Annotated in this window: 6 protein-coding genes and 4 pseudogenes; 9 read left to right on the plus strand and 1 reads right to left on the minus strand. The window is 73.1% G+C overall.

Going from position 1 to position 11,850, the window contains the following annotated elements; genetic code table 11:
• The 3 genes and pseudogenes from BJF79_RS19430 to BJF79_RS60730 form a co-directional block, all read left to right on the plus strand.
• Nucleotides 1–1,658: NADH-quinone oxidoreductase subunit L (locus tag BJF79_RS19430; protein WP_075899342.1), on the plus strand; the 1,658-nt coding region annotated here is incomplete at its 5' end.
• Nucleotides 1,659–2,073: 415 nt separating this feature from the next.
• A pseudogene (locus BJF79_RS19435) lies at nucleotides 2,074–3,152 on the plus strand (NuoM family protein).
• A gap of 347 nt (nucleotides 3,153–3,499) precedes the next feature.
• Nucleotides 3,500–4,318 (plus strand): annotated as a pseudogene (locus tag BJF79_RS60730) (NADH-quinone oxidoreductase subunit N); the annotation flags it as partial.
• Nucleotides 4,319–4,585: 267 nt separating this feature from the next.
• On the opposite strand, the gene BJF79_RS19445 reads toward BJF79_RS60730, so the two are convergent.
• A complete protein-coding gene (locus tag BJF79_RS19445) occupies nucleotides 4,586–4,876 on the minus strand; it encodes a putative quinol monooxygenase (protein ID WP_075899344.1) in 291 nt (96 codons plus the stop codon).
• Nucleotides 4,877–5,245: 369 nt separating this feature from the next.
• On the opposite strand from BJF79_RS19445, the pseudogene BJF79_RS19450 reads away from it, so the two are divergent.
• The 6 genes and pseudogenes from BJF79_RS19450 to BJF79_RS55580 all read left to right on the plus strand — a co-directional run.
• Nucleotides 5,246–6,501: pseudogene (locus BJF79_RS19450) on the plus strand (MFS transporter).
• Between the two features lie 73 nt (nucleotides 6,502–6,574).
• Complete coding sequence (locus tag BJF79_RS19455) at nucleotides 6,575–8,143, plus strand: FGGY family carbohydrate kinase (protein ID WP_083733589.1); 1,569 nt, start codon at nucleotides 6,575–6,577, stop codon at nucleotides 8,141–8,143.
• Nucleotides 8,140–9,822: a glycerol-3-phosphate dehydrogenase/oxidase gene (locus tag BJF79_RS19460; RefSeq protein ID WP_075899346.1), complete on the plus strand. Its 1,683-nt coding sequence runs from the start codon at nucleotides 8,140–8,142 to the stop codon at nucleotides 9,820–9,822. The genes BJF79_RS19455 and BJF79_RS19460 overlap by 4 nt, the downstream gene beginning before the upstream one ends.
• Nucleotides 9,819–10,979, plus strand: a pseudogene (locus BJF79_RS19465) (FAD-binding oxidoreductase); the annotation flags it as partial. The gene BJF79_RS19460 and the pseudogene BJF79_RS19465, both read left to right, overlap by 4 nt.
• An 8-nt stretch (nucleotides 10,980–10,987) precedes the next feature.
• Nucleotides 10,988–11,368, plus strand: a complete 381-nt coding sequence (locus BJF79_RS60740) for an FAD-linked oxidase C-terminal domain-containing protein (protein WP_262402284.1) — start codon at nucleotides 10,988–10,990, stop codon at nucleotides 11,366–11,368.
• A 206-nt stretch (nucleotides 11,369–11,574) separates the two neighbouring features.
• A partial coding sequence (locus BJF79_RS55580; protein WP_187357020.1) for a glycerol-3-phosphate responsive antiterminator occupies nucleotides 11,575–11,850 on the plus strand: 276 nt, incomplete at its 3' end.

The following is an 11,850-nucleotide window of genomic DNA, read 5'->3' on the forward strand; positions in this document are numbered from 1 at the left end:
CGGCCAGCCGGACGAGTTCGTCCCCGCCCGCGGACTCGATCGCCCGCATCGCCTGCCGTCCGTACTCGGCGGCCTCGGTGGGCGGGCTCGCGGTGGACGGGCTGTCCGCGGTGATGATCGTGACCGTCGCGGCGGTCGCGTCGCTGATCCTGGTCTACGCGGCGGCGGAAGGATTCGGATCCAGGTTCTTCGGGCTGATGCTGGTGTTCGCGGGCGCGATGCTCGTCACGGTCACGGCGTCCGACCTGCTGCTGTTGCTGATGGGCTGGGAGGTCATGGGCGCGATGTCGTACGCGCTCATCGGTTACCGCTGGACGGACGACGGCGTGGTCGGGGCGGCCGATGTCGCGTTCGTCACCACGCGGGCTGCGGATACGGGCCTTTACCTTGCGGCCGGGTTCGCACTGGCGGGAACCGGTTCGCTGGGGTTGGACGGTTTGGCGGCGGCGGATTCTCCGTGGCTCGACCTCATCGTGGTGGGTGTCGTGGTGGCGGCCATGGGGAAGTCGGCGCAGCTTCCGTTCTCGTTCTGGCTGTCGCGGGCGATGGCGGGCCCGAGCGCCGTTTCCGCGTTGCTGCACTCCGCGACCATGGTCGCGGCCGGGGGTTACCTGCTGTTGCGCCTGCATCCGCTTTTGGCGGCCAGCGGGTGGGGCGAGGTCGTCGTCTCCTGGGTCGGGGCCCTTACCGCACTGGTGCTGGGTGTCGTTGCGCTGGGACAGCGGGATCTCAAGCAGCTTCTGGCCGCCTCGACGTGCTCGCAGATCGGGTTCATCGTCCTGGCGGCGGGTGTCGCTTCGGTGCCGGGCGGTGCGTCGCACCTGGTCGCGCACGCGGCGGTGAAGAGTCTGCTGTTCCTGTGCGCAGGGGTGTGGCTGGCCCGGCTCGGCACGCAGCGCATGGACGAGCTGGGCGGGGCAGCGCGGAGGTTCCGGTGGGTCGGGGTCACGTTCGCCTTGGGCGCGTTCGCGCTGGCGGGGGTGCCGCCCTTGTCGCTTTGGCTCACGAAGGACGCCGTGCTGGCGGCGGTCCTCGAACGGTCGCCCGCGCTGTTCGCGGTGGGCATGGCGGCGTCCGTGGCGGCAGCCGGGTATGCGGCCAAGGCGCTGATCGCGGTCTGGGCGGGCGGGGACGGACGGCGTGAGGCGCTGCCCCTTCTGCAGGCGGTTCCGCTGGGGGTGCTGGCCGCCGCCGCGTGTGTCGCCGGGGTCGCGGTCCCGTTCGAGGTGCGTCCTCGTCCGTCCGCGTGGGAGCTTGCGTTGTCGGGTGTGCTCGCCGTTGCGACGGTCGGGGTCGTGGTGGCGGTCGGGCGGGTTCGGGTGCCTGCATGGGGCCTGCACTGGCTGTATCTGGAGCGGATGGCGCACGCGGGCGTCGTCCGTCCGGTCTTTGCCTTGGCCCGGGGGCTGGCGTGGTTCGACGACCGGATCGTGGACGGGACGGTCATGGCGGTGGCGCGCGGGGGCCGCCGGGCTGCGGCCCTCGCAGGACGGGACGTCGAGCCGCGCGTCGACGGCGTGACCGCGGCTATCGGACGCGGCGCGCGCGCACTCGGCGCGCTCGCGCGGCGTCCGCAGACCGGGCAGGTCCACGTGTACTACGCGCAGGCGGCGGCGATGCTCGCGGTGCTCGTCCTCATCGCGATCCTGGCGGGGTGACCGGATGCTCACGTTCGTGATCTTCTTCCCGCTGGTCGCGGCGCTGCTGCTCCCGGTCGTCCCGCGCAGGGGCGTGCCGTGGGCGTGGGTCGCGGTGAGCGTCGTCGAGCTGGTGCTCGTCGCGGCGATGTGGGCCGCGCACGGGACGCGCGACGGGTTCTCCTACGAGGCGGACGTGCGTTGGATCCCGTCCGTCCGGGCCGGGTACCACGTCGGTGCGGACGGACTGTCGCTGCCGCTCCTGACGCTCACCGCGGTGCTGTTCGCGGCGTGCGCGGTGTACTCGGTGCGGCAGGAGCGCCGGGTGCGGGCGTTCGCGATGCTGTTCCTGTTCCTGGAGACGGTCTGCCTGGGCGTCTTCGCGGCTCTTGACCTGCTGCTGTTCTTCGTCTTCTTCGACCTGTCGATCGTCGGGATGTACTTCGTCATCCTGGTCTGGGGGCACGCAGAGAGCGCGCGGTCGGCGCTGAAGTTTTTCCTTTACACGTTTCTCGGCTCGCTGGTCCTGCTCCTAGGGTTCATCGGCCTGTACCTGGGGGCCGACCCGCACACGTTCGACATGGTGGAGCTGATCCGGAACCCGCCACTGGAGGACGCCCCCGCGATCGCGGGGCTCACGCTCCTCGCGCTGGGGATCGGGCTCGGCATCAAGACGCCGGTCGTCCCGTTCCACACCTGGCTGCCGCCCGCGCACACCGACGCGCCCGCGGCCGGGTCGCGATCCTCGCCGGGGTCATGCTGAAGATGGGCGGGTACGGGCTCGTCCGGATCGCGATGCCGATGCTGCCCGACGCGTGGCGCCGGTACGCCCTGGCCGTCCTGATCGTCGGGCTCGTGTCGGTGCTGTACGGGGCGCTGGTCGCGCTCGCGCAGGACAACGTGAAGCGGCTCGTCGCGTACACGTCCGTCAACCACATGGGCTACGTCGTGCTCGCGCTCGGCGCCGCCGGGTACGCGGCCGGGACGGACGGCGACGCGCGGCGCCTCGCGGTGACCGGCGCGGTCACGCAGATGGTGAGCCACGGACTGATCACCGGTGCGCTGTTCCTGCTGTGCGGCGTCCTGTACGAGCGGGCCGGAAGCTACGACCTGCGGCGGTTCGGCGGCGTCGCGCGGGCCGCGCCGGTGTTCGCCGGGACGCTCGCCGCCGCCGCGTTCGCGTCCCTCGGGCTGCCCGGGTTCTCGGGGTTCATCGCCGAGTTCCAGGTGTTCGCCGGGACGATCGGGACGGGCGCCGCCGCGACCGCCGTGACCGGCGCGCTCGCCGTCCTCGGCATCGTCGTCACGGCCGGGCTGTTCCTGCGCGTGCTGCACCGCCTGCTGCTCGGCGGGCCCGGCGAGCTGACCGGACGGGTCGGCGACGTGCGGCGGCGCGAGACCGCGGCGATCGTCCCGCTGGTGGCGCTGTCGCTGCTGATCGGCGTGCTGCCGGGCCCGCTGCTGGACACGATCGAGCCGCTGTCGGCCGCCGTCGCCGGGTGGGTCGCGCGGTGACGATGAACGAGAACCCGGCCGACCTCGCGCCGGAGTTGTGCCTGCTCATCGCGGCGGTCCTCGGCCTGGTCGGCGGGATGTTCCTGCCCCGGACGGGCCAGTGGCGGGTCGCCGCGATCGGTGCGGCGGGCGCGGTCGCCGGGCTGGCCGCGGCCGGTGTCGCCGCGACCCGTCCCGATCTGATGGCGTTCGGATCGTTCGCGGTCGATCCGGTGACGCACGTGACGCGGATCGTGGTGCTGGCGTCCGTCCCGCTCGTCCTCGCGCTGGCGGCCGTGCCGGTCCGGGGACACCCGCGCGAGAGCGAGCACTACGTGCTCATCCTGCTGTCCGCGCTCGGGACGATCATGCTCGGCGGGGCGGACGACCTGCTCGTCGTCGTGGCCGCCTACCTGCTGGCGAGCATCCCCGCCTACGCGCTCGCCGGGTTCGGCAAGGACGCGCCGGGCACCGAGGCCGCGCTGAAGTACTACCTGATGGGCGCGTTCCTCGGCGTGTTCCTGCTCGTGGGCGTCACGCTGCTGTACGGCGTCGGCGGCGGGACCGCGTATCCGCAGACCAAAGCCGGTTTGGCGGGCGCTCCGGACGCGGTGGTCGCGGCCGGGGTCGTCGCCGTGCTCGCCGGGCTGCTGTTCAAGGCGGGCGCCGTCCCCGGCCACTTCTGGGTGCCGGACGTGACGCAGGGCGCGCCCCCGGCCGTCGCGGCGTTCGTCACGACCGTCCCCAAGATCGGCGCGTTCGCCGCCCTGTACCGGTTCGGCGCGGAGGCGCTCCCGGACGGTGCGGGCGGATGGCCCGTGCTCGTCGCGGTGCTCGCCGCCGCCACGATGACGCTCGGGAACCTCGCCGCGTTCGGGCAGGACAACGTGCGGCGGCTGCTCGCCTACTCGACCGTGAGCCAGGCCGGATACCTGCTCGTGCCGGTCGCGATGGCGGGCCGCACGGACCTCGCCGAACCCGCCGTCCTGTACTACCTCGGCGCCTACGCGGCGACGAACCTCGGCGCGTTCGCCGTCGTCCTCGCCGTCGGAGGGACGACCTCGCGGCGGCTCTACACCGGGCTGCTGCGAACCGCGCCGGGCACCGGGCTCGCGCTCGCGGTGTGCCTGCTGGGGTTCGTCGGGACGCCGCCGACCGCCGTGTTCGCCGCGAAGGTCCTGATGTTCGGCGCGGCGATCGACGGCGGCTTCGGGTGGCTCGCGGTCGTCGCGGCGGTGAACTCGGTCGCGTCCGTCTTCTACTACCTGCGGTGGATCGTGCCGATGTGCCGCGCGCCGGACGGTCCGTTCCGCCCGGCGCGCGGGGCGTCGCTCGTCGCCGCGGGCGCCGCCGCGTTCGCGTGCTGCTCGGCATCGGCGCGGGCGTCGCCCTCGCGGCCTGACGCCCGTCCGGCCCGACCGTCCGGCCAGGCCCGCCGGTTCAGGCCCGCCGGTTCAGGCGAGGCGCTCCAGGACGGTGACCTCCCGGGAGGCGAGCCGGGCCAGGCAGTCGCCGACCACCAGCTCCTGGAAATGGGGGCTGGCGCGGTGCGCCTCGAACGCGGCGGCGTCCACGTACTCCTCGATGATCACGAAGCGGCGCGCGTCCGCGGAGTCCACGTGCGGCTGGTAGCCGAGGTTGCCCGGTTCCTCCCGGGACGGCGGGGTCATCCGGCGGACGATGTCGGCGACGGCGGCCTCCTCGCCGTCCCGGGCGGTCCACACGGCTTGCACTATGTAGCTCATGACCAGGCACTTTAAGGGGGCGGACGGGGAAACCGGGCATCGAGGTGTGTCGGTTGACACATCGGATGTTCACCTCGTAATCTCCGAGCGTTCGACAGGCACAGACGAAGACATCCCTGTCAGTGGTCTTCGTGCTGTGCCTTTTCGTTCTGCCGACCGCTGGCAAGGGCTACCACCCCCTGAAAGGCGGCGGGCATGAACGACGCCCCACCGAGCACGACGGTCATCCGCAACGCGGGTGACGTGGCCGGCCTCATCGACACGCTCAAGGCGCTGCGCGGCCGGACCAACTGGATCTGGTTCCTCGCGCTGGCCGGGCTCTTCCTGGACGCCTACTCCAACGCGGCGCTCGGCGCCGGGCTGTCGACGATGGTCGACCAGCTCGAACTGTCCCCGACCCAGGTCAGCGTCCTGACCGCGATGGCCCCGGCCATCGCGATCGTGTCCAACCCGTTCGGCGGCTGGCTGGCCGCCCGGATCGGCCGGCTCAAGCCGCTGCTGCTGACCAAGGTCGTTTTCGGGGTCGGCGCGGTGCTCACCGCCGTCGGCTCGGACTTCCTCACGGTCTTCGCCGGCCGCGGCCTCGTCGGCATCGCTACGGCATCGACTTCGCCGTCGCGATGGCCCTGCTCGCCGAGTACACCCCGGCCAAGCTCAAGGGACGCCTCAACTTCTGGCAGGGCGTCTGGTACACCGCGACGACCACGAACCTCGCGCTGACCCTGCTGTTCTACTCGTTCGACGTGGGCGCCGACATCTGGCGCTGGTCGGTGGCCTCCTCGGCGGTGTTCGCCCTCGCGCTGCTGCTGCTCCAGCTCGGGTTCCTCGTCGAGAGCCCGACCTGGCTCGCGTCCAAGGGCCGCCTCACCGAGGCCGCCGCGAGCCTGCGCAAGATGTACGGGTTCGACGTGCGGGCCGGGGAGCCCGACACCGCCGAGGCCGCGAAGGCCCGCCGCCAGGTCGGCTTCAAGGACATGGGCGTCCTGTTCCGCGGCTCCTACCTGCCCCGCACCGTGCTGTCCACGATGATCTCCCTGACGCAGGGCATGCAGTACTTCGCCGTCGGCTGGTACCTGCCGGTGATCAGCCTGGAGCTGTTCGGCGAGCAGTTCGAGAAGGCCACCCTCGGCTCCATGATGTTCAACGCGGTCGGCATCGTCGGCGGCTGCCTGTCCGCCTACTTCGGCCGCAAGATGGGGCTGCGGGTCAGCTCCATGGCCGGGTACGCGGTCGTGTTCGTCGCCCTGCTGGTCATGGGCGCCACGTTCAAGGAACTGCCGATCTTCTTCGCCGCGCTGCTGCCGGTGCTGTTCATCTTCTTCCACTCGGCCGGTCCCGGCCCGAACGGCAAGTCGATCGCGGCGCTGTCCTACCGCAGCGACATCCGCACCCTCGGGACGGGCGTCACCGGCATGCTCGGCAGCTTCGGCTCCGTCGCGGGCCTGTACCTGTTCCCGCAGCTGGAGTCGGGGCTCGGCATCGGCACCAGCCTGATGCTGCTGTCGGCCGTCCCGCTGGTCGGCTTCGTCACCTGCGTGATCATCAAGTGGGAGCCGACCCGCACCACGATCAACCTGGAGGAAGAGGCCGTCGGCCTCAGCCCCCGCCAGCCGGTGTCGGCCTGACCGTACCGGCCCGCCCCACCGACCCGACCCGACCCCACCGACCCGACGAACCGTGAGGAAAGGACCTTCGCTGATGATCGGAGAGCGCCGCCGCGGCGTGCTGAGCATCGATGAGGGCACCACGGGAACCCGTGCCGCCGTCGTCCTCGACGACGGCGGCGCGGAGCCCCCCGCCTACCTGCCGATCTCGGTCCGCTCGCCCGACCATCTGCGGGTCGAGCAGGACGCCGCCGAGATCTGGGCGAACACGGTCGAGGTCTGCCGCCGCGCCCTCGACCGGGCCGCCGCCGCGAACGTCGAGGTCGTGGGCGTGTCGGTGGCCACGCAGCGCGCGACCGTCCTGGTCTGGGACACCGCGACCGGCGAACCGCTCAGCCCCGCCGTCGTGTGGCAGGACCGCCGGTACGCGGCGCGGCTGCGCGAGTTCGAACCCGGCTGGGACGCGCGGCTCGCCAAGCGCACCGGACGTCCCGTCGGGTCGCGGGCACCGCTGCTGTGGGCCGCCGAGGAGATCGCCCGCAACCCGGACGCGCGCCGCGCCCACGAGCGGGGACGGCTCGCGTTCGGGTCGGTCGACACCTGGCTGGTGTGGAAGCTGACGGGCGGGGCGCGGCACGTCATGTCCGCGACGAACGCGGTCGCGGCGGGCGCCTACGACCTGCGCACCGGCACCTGGTACGAGCCGTGGGTCGAGTTCCTCGGCTGCCCGCGCGACGTGCTGCCGGAGATCGTCGACGACGACGCCGACCTCGGCGACACCGACCCGGCGGTGCTCGGCGTCCGGCTGCCGGTCCTGTCGGCGATGGGCGACCAGCACGCCGCGATGATCGCGCTCGGCGCGCACCGTCCCGGCCAGGCCATGTGCGTGCACGGGACCGGGACGTTCGTGGACGCCGTCGCCGGCGCCGCGCCGCCCGCGCACGCCCGCGCCGTCCCGGGCATCCTCACCCTCGTCGGCTGGCGGTCCCGCGGGACCAGCGTGTTCAGCCTGGAGGGATACGCCTCCACCACCGGCTCGGCGATGCGCTGGCTGTGCGAGGAGATCGGCCTGTACGAGTCGCCCCGGCACCTCGCCGAACTCGCGCGCGAGCACGACGGGCCGTCGAACGTCCTGTTCGTCCCGGCGCTCGCGGGGCTGCGCACCCCCGCGTGGGAACCCGAGGCGACCGGGATCCTCACCGGGCTCAGCCTGTCCACGACCCGCGCCGAACTGGCCCGCGGCATCCTCGACGGCTTCGCGCACTCGGTGTGCGACCTGCTCGAAGGCGTCGAGGCCGCCGGGGGCGCCCCCGTCACCGACCTGTTCTGCGGCGGCGGCCTCGCCGCCAGCGACGTCCTGATGGCGAGCCAGGCCGACCTGATCGGACGGCCCGTGCGGCGCGCCCCCGGCAACGAGACCGCGAGCCTGCGCGGCACCGCCTACCTCGGCGGGGTGAAGGCCGGGCTGTGGCCCGACCTCGCCACCGCCGCCGCGCTCGACGACGCCCCCGTCTTCGAGCCGTCCCTGCCCGGCTCCCGGCGGGCCGAGGCCCGCGCCGCGTGGCGCGACCTCCTCGCCCGCCACCTGAGCACGTCCCACTTGAGCACGTCCCACTTGAGCACGTCCCGCCCGAGTACGTCACCGGAGGAATCGAAGCCGTGATCCGACTGCCCGAACGCAAAGCGAGATCCGAGACGCGGAACGCCATCCGCCGGACCCCGCTGCTCCTGGACCGCGCGCGGCAGGTCGAACGGCTCGCCGCCCGCCCGGTCGACGTCCTGGTCGTCGGCGGCGGGGTGACCGGCTGCTACACCGCGCTGGACGCCGCCACCCGCGGCCTGACGGTCGCCCTCGTCGAACGCGACGACTTCGCGTCCGGCACGTCGTCCAAGTCGTCCAAGATGGTGCACGGCGGGCTCCGCTACATCGAGCAGGGCAACCTGCCGCTGGTCCGCCGCTCCCTGCTGGAACGCCAGCGGTTCCGCCGCAACGCGCCCCACCTGGTGCACCGGCTGCCGTTCGTGTTCCCCGTCCTGACGCAGGACGGCGTGTTCGACCCGAAGATCGCCAAGGCGTTCGAGGGCCTGCTGTGGACCTACGACCTGGCCGGGGGCTGGCGGATCGGCCGGCTGCACCAGAAGCTGACCGTCCCCGAGGTCCTGACGCGCGCGCCGAAGCTGCGCGCCGACCGGCTCAAGGGCGGGCTGCTCTACTACGACAGCCGCACCGACGACGCCCGGCTCACCCTGACGATCGCGCGGACCGCCGCGCACTTCGGCGCGACCGTCCTCAACGGCGCCGCCTGCACCGGCCTGATCCACGAGGGCGGACGGGTGCGCGGCGCGACCGTCGAGGTCGACGGGCGCGCGATCGAGGTCCGCGCCGGCGTCGTCGTCAACGCGACGGGCGTGTGGTCCGACACCGTCGACGCGCTGTCCGACCCGGCGCACGAACCGACCGTCCGTCCCGCCAAGGGCGTCCACATCGTGGTGCCGTGGACGCGGCTGCCCATCGACGGGACCGTGACCGTGCCCGTCCCCGGACGGGCGCGCCGCGCGACCTGCACCCGCTGGGGCGACGTGGTCGTCGTCGGCACCACCGACACCGACTACGACGGGCCGCTCGACGAGGTGCTGTGCACGGCGGAGGAGATGCGGTACCTCCTGGACGGCGCCAACACCGCGTTCGACGCCGACCTCACCCCCGCCGACGTCGTCGGCTCGATCGCCGGGCTGCGCCCGCTGGTCGGCGCCAAGGACGGCAAGGAGGGCGCGACGCTCGACATGAGCCGCGACCACCGCGTCACCACCGACGCGCGGGGCATGGTCACCGTCACCGGCGGCAAGCTCACCACCAGCCGCCACATGGGCGAACTCGTCGTCGACGAGGCGCTGAAGGTGCTCGGCCGCAAGGCCGCCTGCCGCACCGCGAAACTGCCGCTGCTCGGCGGCGCCGGATACGACGCCGAGGCCACCTCGGCCACCGGCGGGACGGGCGCCCACCTGGGCGAACGCTACGGCACCGAGGCCCGGTTCGTCGCCGCGCTGTTCGCCGAGGACGCCGCGCTGGCCGAACCGCTCGTCGAGGGCTCGTCCCACCTGCGCGCCGAGGTCGTGTACGCGGCGCGCTGCGAGCTGGCCCGGTCGGTGGACGACGTCCTGTCGCGCCGCACCCGGATGCGGCTGTTCGCGCGGGACCTGTCGGCGAAGGCCGCCCCCGAGGTCGGCCGACTGCTGCAGCGCGAGCTGGGCCTGTCCGACGCGGAGGTCGCGCGGCAGGTGGAGGAGTACGTGTCCGGCATCGACCGGGAGAAGACCGTTCTGACGGAGGGACTTTCATGATCAGCAGGCAGACCATCACGCACCCGTTCAACCGCGGCGACTACGTCGTCGGCGCGCCCACCCCGCCGCGCTGGGCCGCCGACTGCCCGCCCGGGGACGGTCCGGCGAGCCTGCAGGGCGACGTCCCGTCCGGTGCCGGACGCGTCGTCGCCGAGCTGCGCGCCGTCGCCGCGGCCGTGCACACCGACCGGGACGAGGTCGTGCTGCGGACCCGCGACTGGTGGGCCGGCACGTCCATCGGCGAGACCGACGGCGCCCCCGCCACCCCGGACGCCGTGATCGTCGAGGCCGCCGACGAGGACCAGGTCGCGGCCGTCGTCCGGGTGTGCGCCGCGCACGGGATCCCGCTGACCGTCTCGGCCGGGCGCAGCAACGTGCTCGGCGCCGCGCTGCCGGTCCACGGCGGCGTGGTGCTGGACGTGTGCCGGCTGAACTCCATCGTCGCGTTCGACGCCGAGTCGATGATCGTCGAGGTGCAGGCGGGCATGTTCGGCGACCTGTTCGAGAAGGAGCTGCAGGAGGTGCACGGCGCCACCACCGGCCACTGGCCGTCGGCGTTCGCGATCTCCACGGTCGGCGGCTGGGCCGCCTGCCGCGGCGCCGGGCAGCTCTCCACCCGCTACGGCAAGATCGAGGACATGGTCGTCGGCCTGGACGTCGTCCTGCCCGACGGGTCCACCGCCTCCTACGGCACCTACCCGCGCGCCGCGACCGGCCCCGACCTGCGGCAGCTGTTCATCGGCTCCGAGGGCACCCTCGGCGTGATCACCCGGCTGCGGCTGCGCGTCCACCGGCTCCCCGAGTACGCCAAGGGCCTCGCCTACGGGTTCGCCACGTTCGCCGAGGGCCTGGACGCCTGCCGGGAGATCCTCCAGCGCGGCGCCACCCCCGCCTGCCTGCGCCTCTACGACGCCCACGAGAGCGGCACCCACTTCGGCGAGGCCGGAACCAACCTGCTGCTGATCGCCGACGAGGGCGACCCGACGCTGGTCGACGCCACGATGGCGGTCGTCGCCGACGTCTGCGCCGCCACCGCGTCCGTCACCCTGGACGGCGACGCGGTGCTGGCCCGCTGGCTGGACGAGCGGATGCTCGTCGGCAAGTCCGGCGACGGCTTCGCCAAGGGCCCCGGCTTCGTCGCCGACACCTGCGAGATCGCCGCGCCGTGGTCGTCGCTCGCCCCGATCTACACCGAGGTCGTCGAGGCGATCGAGGCGGTCCCCGGCACGCTGCGGGCGCCGCGCACCAGTCGCACGCCTACACCGACGGCGCCTGCATCTACTTCTCGCTGCGCGGCGACGTCGAACGGTCCCGCCGCCGCGAGTGGTACCGGGCCGCGTGGGACGCCGCCAACGACGTCCTCATCCGGCACGGCGCCGCGATCAGCCACCACCACGGCGTCGGCCTGCTCCGCTCCCCGTACATGGAGCGGGCCCTCGGCAGCGGCTTCGGGACGCTCGCGCTGGTCAAGCAGGCCCTCGACCCGGCCGGGATCATGAACCCCGGCAAGCTGGGCCTGCCGTCGCGGTTTGGGGCGGGTGCGTAGCATTTGGCTGTGAGCCCACGCCCGAAACGTCCGGTGGACCGCCGCCTGCTGACCGCGCTGGCGGAGTACCCCGTCATGGCCTCGCTCGTCGGCGTGGCCATGGCGGAGCGGTTCACCGCGACGCCGGCCCCGCTGGGGGTCCTCGCCTCGGTCCCGCTGGCCGACCTCCAGGCCACCGTGGCGACGACCGCGGACGCGGGAAGATCGTGTTCGTCAACATCGACTCGACCCCCGGCCTCGGCCACGACCCGGGCGCGCTCACCTACCTCAAGGGCATCGGGGCGGTCGCGGTCTGCTCCACCCGCGCCGGGATCATCGAGCGGGCGAGCGCGCTGGGCCTGCTGACGATGCAGAAGGTCTTCGTGACGGACCGTTCCAACCTGCACCGCAGCGTCCAGTCGATCGCCCGCTCGCAGCCCGACCTCGTGCAGCTGATGCCCGCGGTCGTCCTGCCGTACGTGGAGCGCCAGGCGCGGGACCTC

Origin of the sequence: Actinomadura sp. CNU-125 (assembly GCF_001942465.1) — a bacterium.
Taxonomy (GTDB): Bacteria; Actinomycetota; Actinomycetes; order Streptosporangiales; family Streptosporangiaceae; genus Spirillospora.